18 protein-coding genes are annotated in these 23,530 nt (G+C 66.9%); 10 read left to right on the top strand and 8 right to left on the bottom strand.

The features are described 5' to 3' along the window. Positions 1 to 23: 23 nt before the first annotated feature. Complete coding sequence (locus AC5P8Z_RS15225; RefSeq protein ID WP_414496262.1) at positions 24 to 368, bottom strand: hypothetical protein; 345 nt, start codon at positions 366 to 368, stop codon at positions 24 to 26. A gap of 147 nt (positions 369 to 515) precedes the next feature. Between AC5P8Z_RS15225 and AC5P8Z_RS15220 the strand changes: the two genes are divergently transcribed. The 3 genes from AC5P8Z_RS15220 (at position 516) to ligD (ending at position 4,422) form a co-directional block, all read left to right on the top strand. Then, positions 516 to 914 (top strand): hypothetical protein, encoded by a 399-nt coding sequence (locus tag AC5P8Z_RS15220; RefSeq protein WP_295571395.1) that lies wholly within the window; start codon positions 516 to 518, stop codon positions 912 to 914. A 136-nt stretch (positions 915 to 1,050) separates the two neighbouring features. Continuing rightward, entirely contained in the window at positions 1,051 to 1,956 is a 906-nt protein-coding gene (gene ku / locus AC5P8Z_RS15215) for a non-homologous end joining protein Ku (protein ID WP_495229430.1), read from the top strand. A 3-nt stretch (positions 1,957 to 1,959) separates the two neighbouring features. After that, the gene (ligD, locus tag AC5P8Z_RS15210; RefSeq protein WP_495229429.1) at positions 1,960 to 4,422 is read left to right on the top strand and encodes a DNA ligase D; all 2,463 of its coding nucleotides are present in this window, start codon (positions 1,960 to 1,962) and stop codon (positions 4,420 to 4,422) included. Between the two features lie 75 nt (positions 4,423 to 4,497). On the opposite strand, the gene AC5P8Z_RS15205 is transcribed toward ligD, so the two are convergent. From AC5P8Z_RS15205 to AC5P8Z_RS15190, 4 genes are all read right to left on the bottom strand, one after another. Then, positions 4,498 to 4,890 carry a hypothetical protein gene (locus AC5P8Z_RS15205; protein WP_286070466.1) on the bottom strand — a complete coding sequence of 131 codons (393 nt, stop codon included), beginning with the start codon at positions 4,888 to 4,890 and terminating at the stop codon, positions 4,498 to 4,500. A 128-nt stretch (positions 4,891 to 5,018) separates the two neighbouring features. Continuing rightward, positions 5,019 to 6,047, bottom strand: coding sequence for an alcohol dehydrogenase AdhP (gene adhP / locus AC5P8Z_RS15200; RefSeq protein WP_495229428.1), 1,029 nt, complete (start codon positions 6,045 to 6,047; stop codon positions 5,019 to 5,021). 95 nt (positions 6,048 to 6,142) lie between these two features. Next, positions 6,143 to 6,781 carry a bifunctional 4-hydroxy-2-oxoglutarate aldolase/2-dehydro-3-deoxy-phosphogluconate aldolase gene (gene eda / locus AC5P8Z_RS15195; protein WP_495229427.1) on the bottom strand — a complete coding sequence of 213 codons (639 nt, stop codon included), beginning with the start codon at positions 6,779 to 6,781 and terminating at the stop codon, positions 6,143 to 6,145. Beyond that, positions 6,768 to 7,787 carry a sugar kinase gene (locus AC5P8Z_RS15190; RefSeq protein ID WP_286070469.1) on the bottom strand — a complete coding sequence of 340 codons (1,020 nt, stop codon included), beginning with the start codon at positions 7,785 to 7,787 and terminating at the stop codon, positions 6,768 to 6,770. Before AC5P8Z_RS15190 ends, eda begins: the two co-directional genes overlap by 14 nt. Before the next feature lie 285 nt (positions 7,788 to 8,072). Between AC5P8Z_RS15190 and AC5P8Z_RS15185 the strand changes: the two genes are divergently transcribed. Both AC5P8Z_RS15185 and AC5P8Z_RS15180 read left to right on the top strand, forming a co-directional pair. Next, the gene (locus AC5P8Z_RS15185) at positions 8,073 to 10,835 is read left to right on the top strand and encodes a TonB-dependent receptor (RefSeq protein WP_295566470.1); all 2,763 of its coding nucleotides are present in this window, start codon (positions 8,073 to 8,075) and stop codon (positions 10,833 to 10,835) included. Between the two features lie 138 nt (positions 10,836 to 10,973). Beyond that, a complete protein-coding gene (locus tag AC5P8Z_RS15180) occupies positions 10,974 to 14,786 on the top strand; it encodes a LamG-like jellyroll fold domain-containing protein (RefSeq protein ID WP_495229426.1) in 3,813 nt (1,270 codons plus the stop codon). A 40-nt stretch (positions 14,787 to 14,826) separates the two neighbouring features. Here the strand turns inward: AC5P8Z_RS15180 and AC5P8Z_RS15175 are convergent, their stop codons facing one another. The 3 genes from AC5P8Z_RS15175 to AC5P8Z_RS15165 are packed head-to-tail and all read right to left on the bottom strand — an operon-like array spanning position 14,827 to position 18,056. Next, complete coding sequence (locus tag AC5P8Z_RS15175) at positions 14,827 to 15,414, bottom strand: cysteine dioxygenase family protein (RefSeq protein ID WP_286070471.1); 588 nt, start codon at positions 15,412 to 15,414, stop codon at positions 14,827 to 14,829. A 51-nt stretch (positions 15,415 to 15,465) separates the two neighbouring features. Continuing rightward, the gene (locus AC5P8Z_RS15170; RefSeq protein WP_295566475.1) at positions 15,466 to 17,088 is read right to left on the bottom strand and encodes a carboxylesterase/lipase family protein; all 1,623 of its coding nucleotides are present in this window, start codon (positions 17,086 to 17,088) and stop codon (positions 15,466 to 15,468) included. Then, on the bottom strand, positions 17,088 to 18,056 hold the full coding sequence (locus AC5P8Z_RS15165) for an alpha/beta hydrolase (protein ID WP_495229456.1): 969 nt from the start codon (positions 18,054 to 18,056) through the stop codon (positions 17,088 to 17,090). Before AC5P8Z_RS15165 ends, AC5P8Z_RS15170 begins: the two co-directional genes overlap by 1 nt. Before the next feature lie 173 nt (positions 18,057 to 18,229). Here AC5P8Z_RS15165 and AC5P8Z_RS15160 point away from each other — a divergent pair, with 173 nt between their 5' ends. Genes AC5P8Z_RS15160 through AC5P8Z_RS15140 form a run of 5 tightly spaced genes read left to right on the top strand, consistent with a single transcriptional unit; the run spans position 18,230 to position 23,522 of the window. Continuing rightward, positions 18,230 to 19,057 (top strand): 2-keto-4-pentenoate hydratase, encoded by an 828-nt coding sequence (locus AC5P8Z_RS15160; RefSeq protein ID WP_495229425.1) that lies wholly within the window; start codon positions 18,230 to 18,232, stop codon positions 19,055 to 19,057. Between the two features lie 40 nt (positions 19,058 to 19,097). After that, the gene (locus tag AC5P8Z_RS15155; RefSeq protein WP_125429146.1) at positions 19,098 to 20,099 is read left to right on the top strand and encodes a TRAP transporter substrate-binding protein; all 1,002 of its coding nucleotides are present in this window, start codon (positions 19,098 to 19,100) and stop codon (positions 20,097 to 20,099) included. Between the two features lie 10 nt (positions 20,100 to 20,109). After that, on the top strand, positions 20,110 to 20,640 hold the full coding sequence (locus AC5P8Z_RS15150; RefSeq protein WP_106549173.1) for a TRAP transporter small permease: 531 nt from the start codon (positions 20,110 to 20,112) through the stop codon (positions 20,638 to 20,640). A 3-nt stretch (positions 20,641 to 20,643) separates the two neighbouring features. After that, on the top strand, positions 20,644 to 21,927 hold the full coding sequence (locus tag AC5P8Z_RS15145) for a TRAP transporter large permease (protein WP_106549174.1): 1,284 nt from the start codon (positions 20,644 to 20,646) through the stop codon (positions 21,925 to 21,927). Beyond that, complete coding sequence (locus AC5P8Z_RS15140; protein WP_495229454.1) at positions 21,927 to 23,522, top strand: family 43 glycosylhydrolase; 1,596 nt, start codon at positions 21,927 to 21,929, stop codon at positions 23,520 to 23,522. Before AC5P8Z_RS15145 ends, AC5P8Z_RS15140 begins: the two co-directional genes overlap by 1 nt. Positions 23,523 to 23,530 lie beyond the last annotated feature (8 nt).

Here is a 23,530-nt window from a genome sequence, read left to right as displayed (position 1 = left end):
CCGGGCATGGCCCGCCGCCACCGTCAATCGGGGGCCTTGGCTGGCACGAACGGCGAGGTCGGGTCGCTGGCCGGGAAGGTCTCCTCCAACGCCTCGTCCTGGTTGTCACTGGCGCGCTGCTTGCGTTCGCGGCGCTTGAGCGGGCTTTCCTGGCCGCCGCGATGGCGATCGCCCCCGTCCTTGCGGTCCTGGGCCGCCTGTTCAGCCTGGTGCTTCACCGGCAGGTGTTCGTTGCCCTGCGCGGCATCGAAGAACGGCGCACCGGTGCCGCGGTAGTCGGCGTTGTCGGCATCGCGCTTGCCGCGCTGTTCGCCGGGAATGGGCGGGTGGTTTTCCCGCAGCGGGTCTCGGGAGGTGTCTCGGCTCATGGTCTGGCTACCTGCGCTCGGGGGGCCCCACTACACCGCCAGCAAGGTAAAGCCGCCGCGAACCTGGCGTCATGAACATCTCGCTCACCCCCCAGTAACGGCACCGCGCGTATTCCTGCCCACCCGCCCCCGCTGCAGGAGCCGGCCATGCCCCGTCTTGAACGACCCGCACCGTCCGTGTTCAACGCCCTGCTCGATCCGCTTGGCCAGCGCACCGCGCAACGCCGCACGCGTCGCCATGAGGACCCGCAGGCGGTGGCGCAGGACTACCTGCAGTACATGCTCAGCGATTACGAGGAGCGTCGAGGGTCAGGCCACCGCAACTGGCGTGATCTGTGCCCGGTCTATGCCTTTGCGCTGACCACCCACGCCGCCGACTGGCCGCGAGGCGATGCCGCCGATACCTGCGAGGAACTGGCCGAGCATTGGGAACAGATGCGCGGACAGTCAAGGCTGGGCTGGTCGCAGGCGCGTCCGGTAGTGGAAGATGCCTGGCGCGCGCTGGACCACATCCCGGCGGCGGCGGTGAGGCCGCTGCTGCAGTAGCAAAGTGCAGGTGAGCAGCCGAGCGTGGGCTCGGCGCTACGGCCTGGCGGGCGCGACCTGACCTGCACGGCATCGACACAGGTGGTTGACGCGCTTCGGCCCACGCTGGGCACCCTGCCTCATCAAAGGTGCGACCATGGCCCGCCCGATCTGGACCGGCACGCTGTCGTTCGGACTGCTCAATGTGCCGGTGTCACTGATGTCCGGTGAGCGCAAAGTCGATCTGCAGTTCCGCATGCTCGACTCCCGCGATCGCAAACCGATCCGCTTCGAGCGGGTCAACGCCGATACCGGCGAGGAAGTGCCCTGGAAGGACATCGTCAAGGCCTACGAGTACGACAAGGGCAGCTATGTCGTGCTGGAGGAAGGCGACATTCGTTCGGCGGCACCGGAAAGCCACGAGGCGGTGGAAGTGGAATCGTTCGTGGACGCGGCGCAGATCGACCCGCGCTATTACGAGAAGCCGTATCTGCTGGTGCCTGGCAAGAAGGCCGAAAAGGGCTACGTGCTGCTGCGCGAGACGCTGCGCAGCACCGGCAAGGTGGGCATCGCGCGGGTGGTGGTGCGCACGCGCGAATACCTGTGCGCGGTGATGCCGCATGAGGACGCGCTGGTGTTGATGATCCTGCGCTATCCGCAGGAACTGGTGGATCCCGAGGACTACAAGCTGCCCACCGGCAAGCTGTCCGACTACCGCATCACCAGCAAGGAAACGGCGATGGCCGAACAGTTGATCGAGTCGATGTCCGGTGAGTGGGACCCGTCGCACTACCACGATGAGTTCCGCGAGCGCCTGCAGCAGGTGTTGAACAAGCGCATCAAGTCCAAGGGCGGCACCACGCGGGTGGACGATGAGCCGGCACCGCGCGAGGACGCCACTACCAATGTGGTCGACTTCATGGCACTGCTGCAGAAGAGCCTGGATGCGAACAAGCGAACGCCGGCGAAGAAGGCGGCAGCGCGCAAGGCACCGGCGAAGAAGGCTGGGAAGAAGACCGCCAAAAAGGCCGTGAAGAAAACCACCCGGCGCAAGGCAGGTTGAACCATGTCGCTGCACCAGTACCGTCGCAAACGCCGCCTCGGCGGTGGCGCGGGGCAGACGCCGGAGCCCGACGACACTCCCGCCCCCGGTGACCCGAAGCGACGGCCGACCTTCGTCATCCAGCTGCACCATGCCAGCTCGCGCCACTACGACTTCCGGCTCGAGATGGACGGTGTGCTGAAGAGCTGGGCGGTGCCCAAAGGCCCCTCGCTGCGCGTGGGTGAGAAGCGGCTGGCGGTGGAAGTGGAAGACCATCCGCTGTCCTACGCCGCGTTCGAAGGCGATATTCCTGAAGGCCACTATGGTGCCGGACACGTGCAGGTGTTTGACCATGGCAGCTGGGCCTGCGAGTGCGATCCGCTGCAGGCGCTGGCCGAGGGCAAGATCGATTTCGTCCTGCACGGGCAGCGGCTCCGCGGGGGCTGGAAGCTGGTGCGCACGGCGATGAAGGGGCGGCAGGTGCAATGGCTGCTGATCAAGCGCGACGACGCCGAGGCACGTGACGCAGAAGCGGACGATCTGGCGGAGGGAGCCATGCAGGTACGCAGCACGGGGCGAGCGCCGGCGAAAAAGGCCGCACGGTCCGGCCCGCGCAAGGCGGATGCGCGCTGGCATGCGCGCGCGATGAAACTGGCGGGTGCACGTGACCATCCCTATCCTCGCGGCTTCAAGCCGCAACTGACCCATCATCGCGGTGCCGCACCTGACGGCGACGGGTGGCTGCATGAGATCAAGTGGGATGGCTATCGGCTGCTGGCCGACCTGCACGAGGGCGAGGTGAAGCTGCGCTCCCGCAACGGCCTGGACTGGACCCGCGACTTCCCTGAAGTCGCCGAGGCCGTGCGCGCGCTGCCAGTGCGCGACGCACGACTGGATGGCGAACTGGTGGTGCTGGATGCACAGGGGCGCAGTGACTTCACCGCTCTACAGCGGGTCATTGATGGCAGCTCGAAACAGCCGCTGCGCTACATCGTGTTCGACCTGCCCGGGGTGGCCGGCGTGGACATCAGCCGCACACCGCTGGTCCAGCGCAAAGCCCTGCTGAAGGACCTGATCGGTCCGTCGCCGGGTACGCTGGCCTTCAGCGATCACGTGCTGGACCACGGCCCGGCGGTGTTTGCCGCCAGCGGCGACGCCGGCTATGAAGGCATCGTCAGCAAGCAGGTCGATGCGCCCTACGTGAACACCCGCGCGCACAGTTGGGTGAAGGTGAAGCACGAAGACAGCGACGAGTTCGTCATCGTTGGCCACACCGCGCCCAAAGGCAGCCGGGTCGGCTTCGGCTCGTTGCTGCTGGCCACGCCTGGTGCCGGCGGCCTGCGCTACGTGGGCCGGGTGGGCACCGGCTTTGATGATGAAGGCTTGAAGGCACTGAGCACCGCGCTGGCGTCATTGGCGGTGAAGGCGCCGGTAGTGGAACTGCCGGCCCACGTGCCGTTCCGCGCCGCCAGCGTTCGCTGGGTCAAACCGGTGGTGGTGGCCGAAGTTGCCTTCCGTGGCTGGGGCAAGGAAGGCCTGCTGCGCCAGGCCAGCTTCAAGCGGCTGCGCAGCGACAAGCAGAAGGAGGATCTGGACGTGGTTGCATCGAAGCCAGAAAGCGCGAGCGAGGTCCAGATCACGCATCCGGAGCGGGTGGTGTTTCCAAAGCAGAAGCTCAGCAAGGGAGACGTGGCGGACTACTACCGGCAGATGGCACGCTGGATCCTGACCGAGATTGCCGGCCGGCCACTGTCATTGCTGCGTTGCCCGGATGGCGTGGGCAAGGCCTGCTTCTTCCAGAAGCACCATGGGCCCGGCCTCGGTGATGCGGTACATGCGGTGCCCCTGCAGCAGAAGAGCGGTCGCGAGGACTATGTCTACATCGAGGATGTGCGGGGCCTGCTGCAACTGGTACAGATGAACACCCTGGAACTGCATCCGTGGGGAGCCGCCGTGGCCGACCCCGAGCATCCGGACCGCCTGGTGTTCGATCTCGATCCTGGTGAAGGCGTCAGCTGGGCACAGGTAAAAAAGGGCGCTCGCGATGTGCGTGATCGCCTGCAGCAGGTGGGACTGGAAAGCTTCGTGCGGTTGTCCGGTGGCAAGGGACTGCACGTGGTGGTGCCGCTGCAGCCGAAGGCCGATTGGGAACAGGCCAAGGCGTTCTGCGAGGCCTTTGCCCAGGCAATGGCGCAGGAACAACCGGACCGCTATGTGGCGACGATGAGCAAGGCCAAGCGTGATGGCGTGATCTTCATCGACTGGCTGCGCAACACCCGCGGCGCCACCAGCGTGTGCTCGTGGTCGCTGCGCGCGCGCGATTCGGCCGGTGTGGCAGTGCCGCTGCGCTGGGAAGAACTGGCACGCGTCAGCGCGGCTGACGCGTTTCCGATGGCCAAGGCACTGGCGCGGGCGCAGCGGCTGAAGGGAAACCCGTGGCACGGCATCGAGCGCTTGAAGCAGACGCTGCCGCGCACGGACCTGTAGAGCCGAGCCCATGCCCGGCTTGCATGCACATCGGCACAGGCAGCCGAGCAGGGGCTCGGCTCTACAGGAGCGGCGTTACCTTGCGTCGCGCGAGGCTCGGCGGCCGAACCACCAGCCGACCAGCAGCTGCAACGGCAGCGATGCCAGCAGCGAAATGACGAACCAGAGCGGGAAATCCGCGCCCGCGGTCCACACCGCATAGCCGCAGCCCAGCGCGATCAGCGACCAGATCGAAAAACCATGCGAGCGCGGCCAGCAGGGCGCGTAGTAGGTGGCGAAGGAAATGCCGGCGACGCCACCGAGCACGCTGAAGGCCAGGTCCCACCCCAGCTGCACGCTGTTGTTGTCCGGCGACAGGCCCACCAGCGGCGGCAGCCAGCTGGCGACGCTGCTGACCAGCGCAAGCGACAGCACGCCGCCGATCAGGGCGACGATGGAAAGGAACAGGGTCTTGAGCAGATCGGGCATGCGCACATTGTACGGCTGCGCGACGTGCCCGGGGTTTGGCGGCCTGCGGCCGGTGCGACCGATGGATCGGCATGGCCGCCGCGTCCGTGGGAGAGGGGGACGGAGCGACGGCGGCCATGCACAGGCGGTCAGGCGGCGAAGTCGAGCACCACGCGGCCTTCGATGGTGCCCGCGTGCATGCGCGCGAACACCTCGTTGATGTTCTCCAGGCGGTCGGTGCTGACCGTGGCTGCGACCTTGCCCTCGGCGGCGAACTGCAACGACTCCTGCAGGTCCAGCCGGGTGCCGACGATCGAGCCGCGCACGGTGATGCCATTGAGCACCATGCCGAAGATGTCCAACGGGAAATTGCCCGGCGGCAGGCCGTTGAGCGACACGGTGCCACCACGCCGGACCATGCCCAGTGCCTGCTCGAATGCCTTCGGCGACACCGCGGTGACCAGGGCGCCGTGCGCGCCGCCGATTTCCTTCTTCAGGAAGGAAGCGGGGTCGGTGGTGCGCGCGTTGACGGTGATCTGCGCACCCAGCTGCCGGGCCAGCGCCAGCTTGTTGTCGTCGACGTCCACCGCGGCCACGTTCAGGCCCATCGCGCGGGCGTACTGCACGGCCATGTGGCCCAGGCCGCCGATGCCGGAAATCACCACCCAGTCACCCGGCTTGGTGTCGGTCACCTTCAGGCCCTTGTAGACGGTCACGCCGGCGCACAGCACCGGCGCGATCTCGACAAAGCCCACTCCCTTCGGAAGCAGGCCGACATAGTTGGCATCGGCCAGTGCGTACTCGGCGAACCCGCCGTTGACCGAGTAGCCGGTGTTGCGCTGCGTTTCGCACAGCGTTTCCCAGCCGCCCAGGCAGTGTTCGCAATGGCCACACGCCGAGTACAACCAGGGGATGCCGACCCTGTCGCCTTCCTTGACGTGCCCTACCCCGCCTCCCACGGCCACGACGTGCCCCACGCCCTCGTGGCCGGGGATGAATGGCGGGTTCGGTTTCACCGGCCAGTCGCCCTCGGCGGCGTGCAGGTCGGTGTGGCAGACGCCACAGGCCTCGATCTTGACCAGTACCTCGCCCGCCCCCGGGCGCGGTACCTGGACTTCCTCGATGACCAGTGGCTTGCCGAACTCGCGTACGACGGCGGCCTTCATGGTGGAATGCATGCTCGGATCTCCGTAGTGCGCTTGCCCACAGAATGACGCCGGCTCGAGGCCGGCGCTTTGATCACGATCAAACTATGGAAGATCGACGCTGCGGTTCAGCTGGCCAGTACGGCAGCCTCTCGCGCCAGGCGTTCGATGGCGTCCCAGTCGCGGGTCTGCAGCAGCGCCGCCGTGGTCAGCCACGAACCGCCCACGCACAGCACGTTGGGAAGGTGCAGGAACTGCGGCGCGGTCTGCGCGCTGATGCCACCGGTCGTGCAGAAGCGCACGTCGGCGAACGGGCCGTGCCAGGCCGCCAGCAGCGCCGCACCGCCGGCCTGCACCGCCGGGAAGAACTTGAAGGTGTCCTTGCCATGTTCCAGGCCCAGGATCAGGTCCGAGGCGGTGGCGGCACCGGGCAGGTATGGCAGGTCGGCATCGCGCGCGGCGGCATACAGCGTCGACGTTGCACCGGGAGACACCGCGAAACGCGCGCCTGCCTGCTTTGCCGCCTGCATCTGCGCAGGGGTGAGCACGGTGCCGGCACCGATCACCGCGTCGGGTACCGCTTCAACCATGGCCGTGATCGCATCCAGTGCCTGCGGCGTGCGCAGGGTCACTTCGATCACCGGCAGGCCGCCGCGGAACAGCGCCTGGGCCACGTGGACTGCTTCATCCACATCTTCGGGGGTGTACACCGGGATCACCGGTGCCAGTTTCAAGAGTGCGCGCAGGCGCGGATCAGCGGCGGACATCGAATCGCTCCTCGCCCAACAGGGCCAGCACGTCAGCTTCGCTGACAGGATTGAAATCGCCGGGAATGGAGTGCTTCAACGCCCCGGCGGCCAGGCCGAAACGCACGGTGGCGTCGGCATCAAGGTCGCACAGGATGCCATGCAGGATGCCGGCCGCGAAGGCATCACCGCCGCCGATGCGGTCGACAATGCCCTGCAGATGGCGCGGCGGAGCGTGCGCGCGCGTCCCGTCACGACCCAGCAGCAACGCGCCCATCGCATGGTGGTCCACGCTCAGCACCTGCCGCTGTGTGCATGCCATCCACTGCAGTTGCGGAAAGGCACTGAACGCGGCGCTTGCAGCCGCGTCGATCCGCTCCATCACCTCCGGCTGACTGAAGCGCGTACCCAGCACCACTTCCATGTCACGGTAGTCGGCGAACACGATGTCAGCCTGCGCGAACAGCTCGCGCAATACCGCCTGGGCATCTCCCCCCCAGCGCTGCCAGAGCCGGGGCCGGAAATTGCCGTCGAAGGAGACCCGGACACCGGCCTGGCGGGCCGCGCATGCCGCCGCCAGCGTGGCGGCCGCCACCTCCGGTCCCAGTGCCGGGCTGACACCGGACAGGTGCAGCCACTGTGCGCCCTGCAGCAGCGCGGGCCAGTCATAGTCAGCCGCAGTGCTGCGCGCGAACGCTGAATCGGCGCGGTCATAGACCACTTCGCTGGCACGCTGGACCGCGCCGGTGGTGAGGAAGTACAGCCCCATGCGTGCGTCCGGTACTTCGCGCACATGACGGGTATCCACGCCGTGCCGGCGCAGTTCGCCCAGCGCATGGGCACCCAGCGGATTGCCCGCCACGGCGCCCACCATCGCCACGTGATGTCCCAGCCGGGACAGCGAGACACCTACGTTTGCCTCGGCGCCTCCCACGTGGACCTGCAGCTGTGGCGATTGCAGCAGCAGCTCGTGGCCGGGCGCGCCCAAGCGCAGCAACAGTTCACCGAAACAGACGATACGACCCATATCAGCTCCTTCACGCGCGCCACCAGCATGGGACACTGCATGGCATGTAAGTGGACCACGCGAGGGGGCGTGGCGATTGACTATCGGTGTCATTCTAGACCGAGTCTGCCTTGCACGTGCTTGGTCATCATGTCGAAAGCATTGTCCCGCAAGCCTCTTGGAGACATTACAGATCTGTTGCGCTGCAAGATGCCCGATGCCCGTGGTGCTGTTAACGTCGGATTTGACTAGCGGTGTCATTCCGCTGCACAGCGCGATACCAGACCTTTGGGAGAGGGGAAAGGCATGCAATCTCGGATCCATGGAAAAAAGACACCGGTTACCTTGCTGGCGATGGGCGTAGCACTGGCCCTGTCGGCGAACGCGACCGCGCAACAACAGACCGCCACCGACCTGGACACGGTCAACGTCACTGGCTATCGCGCCAGTGTCGAGAAGGCGCTGGACATCAAGCGCGGCGAAGCCGGCGTGGTCGACGCCATCGTCGCCGAGGACATCGGCAAGTTCCCGGACCTGAACCTGGCCGAATCGCTGCAGCGCATCCCCGGCGTGGTGATCACCCGCGAGGCCGGTGAGGGTCGCAACATCTCGGTACGCGGCCTCGGCCCGGATTTCACGCGTGTTCGCATCAACGGCATGGAGGCGCTGACCACCGTCGGTGCCGGTGACCAGAGCGGCGGCACCAATCGTGGCCGCGGCTTCGACTTCAACGTGTTCGCGTCGGACCTGTTCTCGCAGCTGCTGGTGCGCAAGACCGCTTCGGCCGATGTGGAAGAAGGCTCGCTGGGCGCTACGGTCGACCTGCGCACGGCGCGTCCGTTCGACTATGACGGCTTCACCTTCGCCGCCAGCGGCCAGGCCGGCTACAACCAGATGTCCGAGAAAGCCGACCCGCGGCTGGCAGCGTTGATCTCCAATACGTTCGCTGATGGCACCTTCGGTGCCCTGTTGTCGGTGGCCTACTCCGAGCGCCAGGTGCTTGAAGAAGGCTCCAACACCGGACGCTGGGCCAACGGCCCCAGCAACGGTGGCTTCAGCGCGGCATCGCCCTTCACCGCCGCACGCAGCGCTGATGTCTACCATCCGCGTTTCCCGCGCTATGTGCAGATGGAACACGAGCAGAAGCGCCTGGGGGTGACCGGCTCGCTGCAGTGGAAGCCCAGCAGTGCCACCGAGGTCTCGCTGGATATGCTGTATTCGAAGATCGATGCCACGCGCGACGAGCGCTACATCGAAGCGATCTCCTTCAGCCGCAACCGCGACACCAGCGTTCCGCGCCGCCCCGAACGCGATGGCAAGCCGTCGACCATTGTCAGGAACGGTGAAATCCGCAACGGTGCGCTGGTCTATGGCGAATTCGACAACGTCGACATCCGCACCGAGAACCGCCATGACGAGTGGAGTACTGCCTTCAAGCAGATCAGCCTGAACGGCCAACACCGTTTCGGCGATGACTTCACCCTGTCCGGCAAGCTCGGTATCTCGCGCTCCAGGCACGAGAACCCGGTGCAGACCACCGTCATCATGGACAAGTACGACGTCAAGGGTTACAGCTACGATTACCGGGGCAACAGCCGCTTCCCGGTCCTCAACTATGGCATTGATCCAACAGATCCCAACGGTTGGGAACTGGCGGAAATCCGCTTGCGTCCGCAGTACGTGGACAACGACTTCGACACTGGCCAGATCGACTTCAACTGGAACATCAGCCCGGGCTTCCGCCTGAAGGGCGGAGTGCTGGCCAAGGACTACACGTTCAAGACCACCGAGCTGCGCCGTGCCAGCGAACTGGCCGTGCCCACCTTCGCCAACGGCAGCAGGATCGTGCCGGTGGACATGACCAGTCCCGCCGGCCTGAACGGCATCAACGGCAGCCCGTCCAACTGGGTGGTGCCCAACCTGGATGCGATCGCCGACCAGTTCGACATCTACAGCAACAGTGGCATCTACGCCGTGGCACCACGAGCCAACAACGTGCGCAGCGTGGAAGAGAAGGATCGCGGCGCGTACCTGATGGGCGAGTTCAGCACCGAGATCGGCTCGCTGCCGCTGTCGGGCAACTTCGGCGTTCGCTACGTGCGTACCAAGCAGTCGTCCACCGGACTGTCCACGCTCGCCAGTGGTACTACCTCAACCACCGCCACCCGCACCTACGACGACACGCTGCCCTCGTTCAACCTGGTGGCCGAGGTCACGCCCGATTTCCTGATCCGCCTGGGCGCAGCCAAGGTGATGACGCGCCCGGGACTGGGCAGCCTGACCCCCGGCGCCACGGTAGCGGTGGCCGGTGGTGCACGCACCATCTCCAGCGGCAATCCCAATCTGGACCCGACCCGCGCCACCAATGTCGACCTGGGGTTTGAGTGGTACTTCGCCGAAGGTGCGATGGCTGGCCTGGGCTTGTTCTACAAGGACATCGAGACCTCGGTGCAGACCCTGCGCGAGAACCGCCCGTTCACCGACAGTGGCCTGCCCGCCGAGCTGCTGACCGGCACCGGCGCCTCGCCCACCGACGATTTCACCTTCACCCGGCCGGTCAACACGCCCGGCGGTGAGCTGTACGGTGCGGAAGCAAACTACACGCAGCCCTTCAGCTTCCTCCCCGGCAAGTGGTCGAACCTGGGCGTGCAGCTGAACTACACCTGGGTGGAATCGAAGATCCAGTACATCAACTCCGCCGGCCAGCCGGTGATGAAGAACGATCTGCTGGGCCTGTCGAAGACGTCCTGGAATGCGACCCTGTTCTACGAAGGCGAAACCTTCTCCGGTCGCGTGTCCGCCACCAACCGCGATGACTACCTCACCCAGGTGCCGGGGCAGGAAACCGGCTTCAACCTGGAGGGCTACCACGGCATGACCGGTACCACGGTGATTGATGCATCCATCCGCTACAGGATCAGCGACCAGCTGGAACTGAGCCTGGAAGGCATCAACCTGACCAACGAGGCATCCGACGAGTGGGTGTATTCACCCGCCACCGGCCGCCTGCCGCTGCAGTACACCGAAACCGGGCGCCAGTTCCTGCTGGGTGTACGTTACAAGTTCTGAGCAACGCCGGCGGCGCGCGCTGATGCGCGCCGCCGTTCGCCGTGACCACTGCTGCGCCGCAAGGTGCCGTCGTGCCGTGGCCTTGCTACGGTCCGGCGGCCCATCGCCGGCCGTCGTCCGTTGAAAGGAAACGTGTTCATGCCGCACCGTACGACCCTGTGCCGCTGCTTGCTGCTGGCAGTGACGTTGGCCACTGGCGCCAAGACGGCCGCCGCCGATGCCCCGCCCCCGCCTACCCTGCTGTTCCACGTCGATGCCAACCAGGGCCTGCATGCGGCGACCGCACACGGCGAAACCGCGCCGAATTTCCGCGACAAGGTGGCGGTCGTCGATGACGGCGCAGGGGGCAAGGCCATCCAGTGGGAAGACGATGGGGTACTGGCCTGGGATGCACCGGGCAACATCCAGGCCCAGCGCGGCACGCTCGCCTTCGATTGGCGTTCGCGCTACGCGGTGGGCGAAGCACCGTTTGTCATCTTCCGCGTCGGCTACGCCGACCACAGCAGCTGGGACATGGCCTGGCTGCGCATCGACTGGAATGGCCACGGCTTCGATGCCTTCGTGACCGACGCCAACCTGGCACGTACCCGCGTGTCGTTCCGCATGGACACACCGCCGCGGCCGGACCAGTGGCTGCACCTGGCTTTCGCCTGGGACGAAGATCAGGGTGTGCGCCTGTTCGTTGACGGCCGCGAAGTGGCGCGTGCGCAGGCCACCGGCGACTACGATGCCGCGCTGGACCAGCTGGGCCTGGCGGGCCGCGTGATGGCACCGTACCAGGTGCAGAGCCGCTACAACTTCCTGCGCGGCAGCGATTTCCAGCACATCCGCGTGTATGACCGCATGCTGGATGCCACCGCCGTGCAGGCCGTGGCAGCCGGCAGGAACGCGGCCAGCGCGGTGGCGCCGGCGTCCGACGAGCGCGCCTGGCGCCATCGCTTCGGCTGGGAAGCTGCGGCGCCACCGGCGCTTTCCACGGGCGGAACGCGCATCCGCAAAATCGAATTCGCCGATACCCGCGACCTCAAGGCGTGGATGTGGAAGGCCACCGACGGCATCGCCGAAACCACCTGGCCAGGCGTCTACAACCGCTCGCGCTTGCCCGGCCGCAACGACTACTTCCAGCTGCCTGACTGGAACACGTACGTCGAAAGCGGCCAGCATCTGGATCTGCGCCTGCCTGCCGGTGAAACAGTGAACCGGGTGGAGATCCGCGGCGCGGCGTTCGGCAGCCTGTCCCACGGCCCCGATGCCGATCACGCCACCGAAGTGCTGGCCACCCGGCCGCGTGGCGTGGTGCGCAGCGTGCAGGACATTGCCGCGCACCAGGGCGGCGTGCTGCGTTTCAGCAATGTGGAGCAGGAAACACCGATCCAGGAGATCTGGGCCTACAACGTGAGCGAGGGTGCTGAACCGGAAGGCACGGTGAAGCAGACCTACATCGTCGACAGCCAGGCGCTGCCCGACTACACCAACCTGGACGCGCTGCGCCGCTACATCGATGGCCGCTACCCGGTGGCCGAGCGCAGCACGGTGATGGCCCTGCCCAAGGGCGCCGGTTCCCGCCGCCGCGGGCCAGACAGCCTGCCGGCGCAGCCGCGGCCGATCGTGCACGTGCTGATTCCATCAGGCGTGGGCGATGCCCCCGCCAACCAGCCGTTGATCCGTAGCTGGGCCTATAGTTGGGAGAACATGCACGATGGCCTCGATGGCGTAGCCATCGACCTTCCCGCACTGGACCTGGCGGCCACGCACGATGGCCTGATTCCACTGAACATCCGCATCAAGGATCCGATCTGGCCGGCGCGCGACATGATCGATGTCTCGGTGTCGGTGCCGCCGGGGCAGAAACGCACGCTGTGGCTGGACCTGCGTGACCGCATCCTCACACCCGACAGCCTGTGGCTGAGCATCGCCTCGGCCGCGCCGGGCTTCGACGCCGGCGCGCTGGATGGCGCGCAGATCCGCCTGGTGTTCAAGCCGCGCACCGACGCCCTGAAGGAACACCTGGCCGACCGCTTCAACCAGGTGCGCGACAACTGGGGCTTCCTGGTGGAGGAACACACCACGTCCAAGCGTCAGCGCCTGTACGCGCGCGTGTACGCCGACCTGAGCGATCTGCTGCGGGTGGACCCGGACCACGAGCTCGGCCGCCTGTACTGGAACTACATCAGCTACAACAGCCAGGGCCGCCCGCCCTACACCGCACCGGCGGTGCCCAAGGGCGTGCCGGCATGGGCATTCCACCAGGTGCAGGACCTGGCCCAGGTGCGGCAGTTCGTCGACTGGTGGATCGACCAGCGCCAGGTGGCCTACGGCGACTTCGGCGGTGGCATCTCCGATGATTCCGACCTGACCCAGCAGTGGCCGGGGCTGGCGCTGATGGGCGTGCAATCAGATCGATTGAACGCCTCGCTGACCGCATTGTCCGATGCGGTCTACCGCAATGGCATGTTCAGCAATGGCTTGAGCACCATCGAAACCGACGAGCTGCATTCGTACGAGGAAGGTATCAACACCAACAGCGCCATGCTGTACCTCAACTGGGGCGATCCATTGACGCTGGAGCGCCTGATGGAAACAGTGAAGGCGTTCGATGAGCGCATCATCCTGCGCAATCCGCAGGGCCACCTGGTGTTTTCCAGCAACTGGTTCGGTGGCAACAAGGTCTACCGTGAGCCGAACTGGCAGTGGCAGAAGCCTTACTCCTTCCCGGTGCTGCACCCGGCGTTCCTGCTGGGCCAGTACAACGCCGATCCGACCGGCCGCAAGCTGGTGATCGGCCTGGCCGATGGCTACCTGGCCCACGCAGGCACCGACGCGAAGGGGCGCTTCACCCTGCCCAACGAGATCAACTGGGCCACCGGTGCCACCCGCGGCGGCGAGTTGAACAACGGCTCCGGCAGCGGCGACATCATGCATACGTTCTGGGCGGCATGGCGTTGGACCGGCGATGCGAAGTACCTGCAGGCCCTGGACTACCGGGTGGCACGCGGCGGCCCGAGCGCATTGGCCAACCTCGGCGAGAACTACGTCGAAGCGCTGGGTCGGCAGCAGGACTGGTATCCGCTGCTGACCGCCGAGGCCGATGCCGGCAAGACCGGTTTTGCCAGCCTGATGGCGTGGCAGGCCAGCGGCGATACGAAGTACATCGACGCGCTGCATGCCGACGGCCTGCAGGCCAAGGTGCAGCGCGCCTACATGAACACTGAGGGCCACTGGTGGTCCGACCGCGTGGAAGCGCCCAGTGAGTTCCTGCAGCGCGCGCGCCTGGGGGGTATCGCGCTGAAGCGCAACCAGAGCTGGCCTGGCCACACGGTCAGCTGGCGCTTCGACCGCGACGGTGCCGCCGAGCAGGTCGCCCTGCTGGTGCATGCACCCTCGCGCGAACGTTTCACCGTGACCAGTTATAACCTGGGCACGCGCATCATCGCCGCCGACATGACCGGATGGAACGTGGCCAGCGGCACCTGGCGCGTGCGTAGCGGCGTGGACGCCGATGGTGATGGCCGCATCGACGGTACGCCGACCGAACGCAGCGTAGCGCTGGAAACCAGCGTATCGGTGCCGATGCAGTTCCGCCCGGGGCGCACCGAGATCTTCGAATTCGAGCGGATGAGTGCCGGCACACCGGTGGAAACCCGCGCGGACCTGGGCATCGGCCGCGGCGATGTGCGCGTGGACGGCCGCCAAGTGCACGTGACCGTGCACAGCCTGGGCCATGTCGGCAGTGGCGTGGGCGTGGCCGTGCTGGAAGATGCCCGCGGTCGTGAGCTGGCTCGCACCGAAGTACCGGCACTGGCCGCGCCGAGCGATCTGCAACCGAAGACGGTGCAGGTATCGCTGCCCCTGCCGATGGGCGACCGCAGCGGCCTGCGCGTGCGCGTGGCACTGGCCGATGGTGGTGAGGAAGTGACCCGGTTGAACAACGTGGTGTACGTACCGCGTTGATGGGAGGCGGCGCCGCCGGATCAAGCCCGGCGGGGCGCGTTCAGGCCGCGTCGGTCTCCATCATTTTCATCCGCCGCTGGTACCAGCCGTTGTCCAGCGGATCGAATACTGCACTGCGTTCCATCACGCCCTGGTAGACGTGCAGCGATATCGCCACGTCCTCCTCGCTGGCGTTGCACAGCGTGTGGTACTCATAGGGCGGAATCAGGCTGCCGGCACTGCCGCGATGGCCGTACAGCGTCGGCTGTGCAGCAAAGCGATGGCGCTCGCCCTCCTGCTCCAGGAGCGCATAAGGGGTCACCACCAGCTCGCCCTGCCAGACCCCCTCCACGCACCACATCGCATCATGGTCGTGCAGTGGCGTGCCTTGGCCCGGCCCCCAGCACATGGCGATGATGCTGTAGCCCAGCGTGGGGCTGCGGTACAGCTCGCGACGCGCGTAATGCCCTTCAACCGGGCGCCGCACGCAGGGCGGCAGCTGGATGGACGGATCGACGATGGCCTCGCGCAGAACCTGCTGCAGCGCGTCGGTGATCGCCTCAGGCCTGCCCAGCATCACCGCCGAATCGATCGCGGCAACCAGGCGCTCCCGGCCGGTGAACGGCAGTGGCGTGGACATTGCTTCCATGACCCGACTCTAGCCGACAGCGGTTAACAGAATGTTTGCACAACGGTGTCATCACTGCGTGCCGCGCTGCAGGAATGGCACTTTCCCATACAGTGCGCGCTCGCCGGCGCGTGGGTCGTCCACCGCGCGGCTCTCGCGATCGAACAGCATCGTTTGCCGCCGTGACAGATCGTACGCGGGCCAGTGCGACATGCCGCGATGATTGGGATCGCCGGTCCGGGCGAAGGCGATGAGCGCGTCACTCATCGTCGCCGCCAGCGCGTGCGCGTCCGCGCCGCCACCGGTGCGTGCGCTGGGCAGGCCGGCATTGTCGAACACCAGCGGAATGTCCAGGGTATGGAAAGCGCGCAGCCGGCCTTCTTCCACCGGTGAGGGCCAGTCCAGCTGGTAGGCCCAGGTGGGGGCAGCGCCACCGGGCTGGCGCGCGCGCGCTTCCAGTTCCTCCACGGCACCACGCCAGGAACGCCCGGCGGTGGTGGCGGCGAAGAACACCTCCGACGGCGTGTAATGGGGATACAGCCGGCGATACTCGGCAATCACCGCCTGCGGCAGCAGATCGACGAACTGCTGCTTTTCCAGCTCCGCCGGCAGCGTCTCCCAGGTCAGCGCGAAGTGGGCCGGATCATTGCCCAGGAAGGCACGGGTCTCATCGCGGGTATTGCCGATCACCATTGGAATGCCGGCCGACTGCAGCGGCGCCTGCGGCCAGAACGGATGGACCGGCAGGCTGACCTCGTCCAACACAGGTCCGAAATACAACGATGTGCTTTCCACCCGGGAGGGATCGCGTGCGCCGGTTGCCGCCAGCAGATCGGCGGCGGGCAGTCGCAGCAGTGCCTCCAGGTCCTTCGCGCCCACCGCCTGCATCGCGATTGCCGTGCGCTGTGCGGCTGCACGCGGGCCTGCCGCCGTGACCTGCTGGCCGCTCATCGTCCACGCGCGCTGGAACAGTCCGCGCGCGGCTGGCATTGCCATCAACGTAGCAATCTTGGCGCCCCCGCCGGACTGGCCAAACACCGTGATGTTGCCGGCATCACCACCGAAGATCGCGGCATGCTCCCGAACCCACTGCAGCGCCTGCACCAGATCGAGCTGGCCGACATTGCCCGACGCCGCATAGCGTGCATCGCCCAGCGCGCCCAGGTACAGGTATCCGAAGGTATTGAGGCGATGGTTGACGGTGACCACCACGACATCGCCGCGACGGCAGAGCGCGCTGCCGTCGTACAGCGGGTCGCTGCCGGAGCCGTTGTTGAAGCCCCCGCCGTGGATATAGACCAGCACCGGACGACGGCCGCCGTCGCCCAGCGCCGGGGTCCATATGTTGAGGAACAGGCAGTCTTCGCTGCCGGGGCCTTCTGCGCCGCGCTGTGGTGCCGAGGCGCCATAACCCACTGCATCGGCGATCCCGTTCCACCCCACTTCCGGCCGTGGCGGTTGGAAGCGATGGGTGCCGGTATCGGCGCCGTAGCGCACGCCGCGGAACACCCGCACGCCCTGCTGCTGCTGGCCGCGCAGACGCCCGCCGCGCACGCGGACGATGGGCGGGCGCTCCTCGCGTACGTTGGGTATCGCAGCAGCTGGCAGTGCCGCCAGCGTGGCCGTCGCCATTGCCCATTGCGCGCTGTCGCGCAGGAAGCGACGGCGCTGCAGATCGGTCGGTGCCCGGCGCATCACTCGCGCCCGTCCATGCGGGGTGCCAGCCAGCGCTGCGCCAGCAGGGGCCATGATGCAAGCGTGGCGGTCGCCGGTACCCGCATGCCGAAGCCGTGGCCACCGTGGGCGAAAAGGTGCAGCTCGTGTTCTACACCTGCTGCGGCCAGTGCCTTGGCCATCACCTCGCTGTTGTGCACGCTTACCACGTGATCGTCATTGGCATGTATCAGCATTGTCGGAGGCATGTCCGCACGGACGTGCTGCTGCACGGAGTACGCGCCAGCCAGCGCAGCGTCAGGCTGCTGGCCCAGCAGTCGTGCACGCGAGCCGCTGTGCGCGTGCGCGCCCATGTCGATGACCGGGTAGACAAGCACCGCCCGCGCAGGCCGCGCGCTCAAACGATCGATCCCATCCCGCGCGGGATAGACCGGCGCATCGAATGCGGTGGCCAGTCGCGCAGCCACGTGACCACCGGCGGAGAAGCCCATGACCGCCACGCCGTCGCCGTCCAGGCCGCGCCGCGCCGCCTGCTCGCGTACCACCCGCAGCGCACGCTGGGCGTCGGCCAGTGCCGCCTGGCGGTCCCGGCCCGGTTGCGGTAGACGGTAGCGAAGTACGAACAGTGTGAAGCCCGCGCGTTGCACCCAGTCGGGTACCAGCTCGCTGTCCTCCTTGTCGATCACCACCCGCTGGTAGCCGCCGCCTGGAATGACCAGCACGGCCTGGCCGTTCGGATGGGGTGGGGCGTGCACGATCATGTACGGCGCATCGATGCCATCCACGAACCGGTCTGGACGTGCGGGATCGGCGCTGCGTTCAACCACGCGTGCGGCCCGCGCCGGGCCGCTTTCACCAGGCACCTGACCGTCTGGCCACAGCGGCAGGCGTTCGCCCGCCACCTCCCCGGCAAGCCGCTGGCCATCGCGCAGCGGAACATCGGCAGCATGCGCCGGGGCGAGCAACAGCAGAACGGACAGGCACAGCACAGAACGGAATAGAAGCATGACAGGCCGGGCTCCAGCGGGAATGGGCAGCGTGCCGCACGCGCCCGGGAACGAGGCGTGATGCGCTGCGGCTTGCGTGATGACACCGGTTTACCATATACACCACATGCAGACGCTGTCGATGGGCAGTGCAACAACGTAGAGGGAGACCGTTCTTGAGCAACGAACACGGCACACAGGGGCAGGCACCGGCGCCGGACGATGCAGCCGCGATCGCCCGCGCTTTCACCGAGGCACGTCGCGCAGGCACTGCCCTGCCCGCGTTTCCCGGCGCGATCCCGACCGATCTGGTGGGCGCCTACCAGGTTCAGGACCGGGCGATTGATCGGTGGGACGACCAGGTGATCGGTTGGAAAGTGGGCTATATCGCCGCGGAGCGTCGAGATGGCTCCGGCGATGAGCGCCTGCTGGGCCCGATCTTCAAGCGTCAGCTCTGGAATGATACCGGTAGAACAACCGACATTCCGGTGTTCGTCGGTGGCTTCGGCGCCGTTGAAGCGGAGTACGTGCTGGAGCTGTTGGAGGACGCTCCTGCCGGACAACTGCACTGGTCGCCGGAACAGGCCGAGGCCCTGCCTGCGCGCCTCTACATCGGCGTGGAAGTGGCCAGCAGCCCGCTGGCCACCATCAACGAACTCGGCCCGCGCGTGGTGGTGTCCGATTTCGGCAACAACAACGGTCTGGTGCTCGGGCCGGAGATCGCCGACTGGACCGCACGCGATGAAACCTCGCTGCGCGCCGAGACACTGATCGAAGGCGACGTGGTCGGCACTGGCGGAGCAACTCGCCTGCCGGGTGGCCTGCGCGCTGCGTACGCCTTCGCGCTGTCCCGTTCGGCCCTGCGTGGCCGGCCGCTGCGCAAGGGTGACCTGATCGCCACCGGCAACGCCACCGGCATCCATGACATCACCGTGGGGCAGACCGCGCTGGTGCGGTTCGCTGGCTTCGGCGACATTGCCTGCCGGGCCGTGCCGGCGGGATGACCGCCGGCCTGCCCTGGTGAACACGCGCGGGAGGGCGCAGATGATCACACGACGTAACTTCCTGGCCGGCGGCGCTGCTGCCCTGGCCACGCCGATGCTGGCGGCCTGCGGCCGCGGGCCGGCCACCGGTGTGGAGGGCAGCCTGGCGCTGACCGCCACCGATGTGCACGTGGCCGACTACCCCACCGTGACTGCGGTGAAGTGGATCGGCGAAACGCTGGAGCGCGAGACCAACGGCCGCCTGCGCCTGCACCAGTACCACTCGGGCCAGCTGGGCCGCGAATCGGAAGCGATCGACATGGCCCGCTTCGGCGCCATCGACATCACCCGCGTCTATGCCGGTGCATTGAACAATGCGTTCCCGCTGACCCAGGCGCTGTGCCTGCCGTACGTGTTCACGTCGGTGGCACACCAGCGCGCCGCACTGGACGACGGCGTGGCCGACGCGGTGCTGCGCGGCTTCGAACGCCGCGACCTGGTCGGTCTGGCGATCTACGATTCCGGCGCGCGCTGCTTCTACAACACCCGGCATCCGATCGTTTCGCCGAAGGACCTGCATGGCCTGAAGCTGCGCGTGGCCTCCTCGGACATCTTCATCCAGCTGATGCGCCTGCTCGGTGCCAACCCCACGCCGATGTCGTTGGGCGATACGTTCTCGGGCATGGAAACGCACATGATCGACGGTGCCGAGAACAACATGCGCAGCTTCCACTCCAGCCGTCACTTCGAGGCTGCGCATTACTGGTCGCAGAGCGATCACTCCTACGCGCCGGACGTGCTGCTGATGTCGCGCGCCAGCTTTGAACGGCTCAGCGCCGATGATCGCCAGCTGCTGCTGCACACCGCCCGTGCCTCGGTGAAGGTGATGCGCGAGCACTGGGACGCATCGGAGAGCGCCGCACGCCGCGCCGTGCTCGATTCCGGGGTGAAAGCCAACGCAGTGGACATGCCCGCCTTCCACGCCGCGGCGCAGCCGCTGCTGAAGCAGTACCTGCAACAGCCGGACATCGCCGCGCTGGTAAACCGCATCCGCGCTGCCTGAGGAACCCAACATGACCGAGACCTTGACGCCCGTCGCCGGGCCAGGACAGCGCCTGCTGGACCGCATCGCCGACATCGCCATCTACTGCGCCGTCGCCGCCCTCCTCGGGCTGGTGGTGGTGCAGGGCTGGCAGGTGTTCGCCCGCTACGTCATCAACGATTCGCCCAGCTGGACCGAGCCGGTCACGCTGCTGCTGCTGGCCACGGCGATGAGCCTGGGCGCAGCCTGCGGCGTGCACACCAACCGCCATTTCGGCTTCTTCCTGCTGCACGCCTACATGGGCCCGGCGCTGCGTCGCGCGGTGGATGTGCTGATCCAGCTGGTGGTGGCCGTGCTCGGTGGATTCATCGCGTTCTGGTCGGCCGACCTGCTGCTCGACGGGCTGGACATCAAGGCCGCCGGCGCCAACCTGCCGCAGAGCATCAACTATCTGCCGCTGGCGGTGGGCGGCGGGCTGATGGTGCTGTTCGCATTGAACCGCGCGTGGAAAGCGCTGCAGGCCCGCGATGCCGGCAGCGATGACGCTGAAGGAGATCGTTGACCCATGGGCATCACCATCCTGTTCGCCGTATTCGCCGTGCTGCTGCTGCTCGGCGTGCCGGTGGCCTATGCGCTGGCCGCCGCCGCGCTGGCCACCCTGCTCTACCTGGACATTCCCAGCATCGTGCTGGTGCAGCAGATCTCGGCCGGTACCGGCTCGGCCTCGCTGATCGCCATCCCACTGTTCATCTTCGCCGGCGAGATCATGATGCGCGGCGGAATCTCCGAGCGCTTGATCGCACTGGCGTCCTCGCTGGTCGGCCGCCTGCGCGGTGGCCTCGGCCAGGTCTCGATCCTGTCGTCGCTGTTCTTCGGCGGCGTGTCCGGCTCGGCCATTGCCGACGTCTCGGCGGTCGGCGGCACGATGATCCCGCAGATGGTCAAGCGCGGCTATGACCGTGATTTTGCCGTCAACGTCAGCATCACCGCGGCGCTGGTGGCGCTGCTGGTGCCGCCTTCGCACAACCTGATCCTGTTCTCGGCCGCCGCTGGGGGGGGCCTGTCCATCGCTGATCTGTTCGCCGCAGGCATCGTGCCGGCCCTGCTGATGACCGTCGCCCTGATGCTGACCGGCTACGCCGTGGCACGCCGCCGCGGCTATGGCGTGGAAATCTTCCCCGGTTGGCGCGCGGTGCTGCTGCGCGTGGTCTCCGCCCTGCCCGGCCTGGGCCTGGTAGCGCTGATCTTCGTCGGTATCCGTGCCGGCATCTTCACCGCCGTGGAGAGCGCGGCCATCGCCGTGGTCTACGCGCTGCTGGTGACCACCGTGCTGTACCGGCAGCTGCGCTGGCGCGAATTCTTCGACACTGTGATCCATGCCGCGCGCAGCACCGGTGTGATCCTGTTCGTCATTGCCACCGCCGCGGTGTTCGGCTGGCTGCTGGCCTACCTGCAGGTGCCGACCGCCGCAGTGGACTTCCTGCAGTCGTTCGCACACAGCCAGTTCATGGTGCTGCTGATGATCGTGGTGATGCTGCTGCTGCTGGGTACCTTCATGGACCTGGCGCCGATGATCCTGATCTGCACGCCGATCTTCCTGCCGGTGGCCAGGGCCTATGGCATCGACCCGATCCACTTCGGCCTGGTGCTGGTGCTGACCGGCGGCCTCGGCCTGGTGACGCCGCCGGTAGGGTCGGTGCTGTTCATTGGTACCTCCATCGGCAAGATCAGCGTGGGCCAGAGCATGCGCACCATCTGGCCGTTCTGGTTCGCTGCGTTGGCAGTGCTGCTGATCGTCACCTTCTTCCCGCAGCTGTCGCTGTGGCTGCCTGCGGCGCTGCGCGCATGATGCGCAGCGGGGAAGCGGTCACGACGCGGTGCCGCGGCGTCGCGGCCACGGCGGTGCTCGGGTTGCTGCTGGCCGTGGTGCCGGCGTGGGCGGCCGGGCCGTGGAAGCGTGGCATCGAGCACCAGCGCCAAGCGGATCGCGGCGATGGCACGTTCCTCAATCCGGTGCTGGCGGGCGATCATCCCGATCCGTCCGTGCTGAAGGACGGCGACGACTATTACCTCACCTTGTCGTCGTTCGATGCCTACCCCGGCCTGCCGATCTGGCACTCGCGCGACCTGGTGAACTGGCAGCCCCTGGGTAATGCGATCACGAGGAATGTGGGCGCGATCTGGGCGCCTGACATCGTCAAGCACCAGGGACGCTACTACATCTACTTTCCGGCGCGTACAGGCGAGCGCCGCAGCAACTTCGTGGTCTGGGCCGACCACATCACCGGGCCGTGGAGCGAGCCGATCGATATCGGCCTGGGCAGCTACATCGACCCCGGCCATGCCGTGGGCGAGGATGGCAAGCGGTATCTTTTCCTCAGTGGCGGCGACTACGTACAACTGGCTGACGACGGCTTGAGCGTGGTGGGTACGCCGAAGCATGTTTATGACGGCTGGACCTACCCGCAGAACTGGGACGTGGAGGCCTATGCCCAGGAAGGCCCGAAGATCCACCTGCGCGATGGCTGGTATTACATGACCACGGCCGTGGGTGGAACGGCCGGTCCGCCGACCGGGCACATGGTGATTACCGCCCGCTCGCGATCGATCCATGGTCCGTGGGTGAACGCGCCCAACAACCCGATCACGCGCACGCAAACCACGGCCGAGCCCTGGTGGTCACGTGGCCACGCGACGGTGATCGAAGGCACCGATGGGCGCTGGTGGATGATGTACCACGGTTACGAGAACGGCTTCTGGACGCTGGGTCGCCAGGCCCTGCTGGAACCGATCGAATGGACCGATGATGGCTGGTTCCGGGCCACCGGCGGCGACCTCGGCCAGCCGCTGCGCAAGCCGGCCGGTCAGGCGTTGTCGCCGCATGGCATGGCGCTGTCGGATGATTTCCGTGGCAGCGCGCTGGGCCCGCAGTGGGCGTTCTTCAATCCGGCGCAGGACGAGTACCGGCGGCTGGGCTTCAGCGGCGACGGGCTGGTCGTGCAGGGCAAGGGCAGCACCCCGCGTGATGCGTCGCCGTTGACCGTCATCGCCGGCGACCCGGCCTACCAGTTCGAGGTGGAGATGGAGATCGCCGCGGGCGCCGTGGGCGGGGCCCTGTTGTTCTACAGCGATCACCTGTACGTGGGCGTGGGCAGCAACGGCGAGTCGTTCATCATGCACCGCTACGGTGAGGAGCGCCCTTCCCGGCTGGCGGCCAGTGGCAAGGGCGGCAGGCTGTGGCTGCGGGTGACCAACAACCGCCACATCGTCACCTTCCACTCCAGTACCGACGGGCACACTTGGCAGAAGTACCCGGTTCAGATGGAAGTGTCCGGTTACCATCACAATGTAGCGGGCAGGTTCCTGGCGCTGAAGCCGGCGTTGTATGCGGCCGGCAACGGTGCGGTAACCTTCCGCAGCTTCCGCTACCGCGCGCTGGACTGAGCGCGGCG

Source organism: Stenotrophomonas sp. YJH_SMC_17 (assembly GCF_059371655.1).
The sequence above is the reverse complement of the archived record's forward strand: the minus strand, read 5'-3'. Positions and strand labels throughout refer to the sequence as shown.

Bases quoted from the DNA above. Each gene is read 5' to 3' on its own strand.
- AC5P8Z_RS15225 (WP_414496262.1), bottom strand. From the start codon at position 368: ATGAGCCGAGACACCTCCCGAGACCCGCTGCGGGAAAACCACCCGCCC.
- AC5P8Z_RS15220 (WP_295571395.1), top strand. From the start codon at position 516: ATGCCCCGTCTTGAACGACCCGCACCGTCCGTGTTCAACGCCCTGCTC.
- ku (WP_495229430.1), top strand. From the start codon at position 1,051: ATGGCCCGCCCGATCTGGACCGGCACGCTGTCGTTCGGACTGCTCAAT.
- ligD (WP_495229429.1), top strand. From the start codon at position 1,960: ATGTCGCTGCACCAGTACCGTCGCAAACGCCGCCTCGGCGGTGGCGCG.
- AC5P8Z_RS15205 (WP_286070466.1), bottom strand. From the start codon at position 4,890: ATGCCCGATCTGCTCAAGACCCTGTTCCTTTCCATCGTCGCCCTGATC.
- adhP (WP_495229428.1), bottom strand. From the start codon at position 6,047: ATGCATTCCACCATGAAGGCCGCCGTCGTACGCGAGTTCGGCAAGCCA.
- eda (WP_495229427.1), bottom strand. From the start codon at position 6,781: ATGTCCGCCGCTGATCCGCGCCTGCGCGCACTCTTGAAACTGGCACCG.
- AC5P8Z_RS15190 (WP_286070469.1), bottom strand. From the start codon at position 7,787: ATGGGTCGTATCGTCTGTTTCGGTGAACTGTTGCTGCGCTTGGGCGCG.
- AC5P8Z_RS15185 (WP_295566470.1), top strand. From the start codon at position 8,073: ATGCAATCTCGGATCCATGGAAAAAAGACACCGGTTACCTTGCTGGCG.
- AC5P8Z_RS15180 (WP_495229426.1), top strand. From the start codon at position 10,974: ATGCCGCACCGTACGACCCTGTGCCGCTGCTTGCTGCTGGCAGTGACG.
- AC5P8Z_RS15175 (WP_286070471.1), bottom strand. From the start codon at position 15,414: ATGGAAGCAATGTCCACGCCACTGCCGTTCACCGGCCGGGAGCGCCTG.
- AC5P8Z_RS15170 (WP_295566475.1), bottom strand. From the start codon at position 17,088: ATGCGCCGGGCACCGACCGATCTGCAGCGCCGTCGCTTCCTGCGCGAC.
- AC5P8Z_RS15155 (WP_125429146.1), top strand. From the start codon at position 19,098: ATGATCACACGACGTAACTTCCTGGCCGGCGGCGCTGCTGCCCTGGCC.
- AC5P8Z_RS15150 (WP_106549173.1), top strand. From the start codon at position 20,110: ATGACCGAGACCTTGACGCCCGTCGCCGGGCCAGGACAGCGCCTGCTG.
- AC5P8Z_RS15145 (WP_106549174.1), top strand. From the start codon at position 20,644: ATGGGCATCACCATCCTGTTCGCCGTATTCGCCGTGCTGCTGCTGCTC.
- AC5P8Z_RS15140 (WP_495229454.1), top strand. From the start codon at position 21,927: ATGCGCAGCGGGGAAGCGGTCACGACGCGGTGCCGCGGCGTCGCGGCC.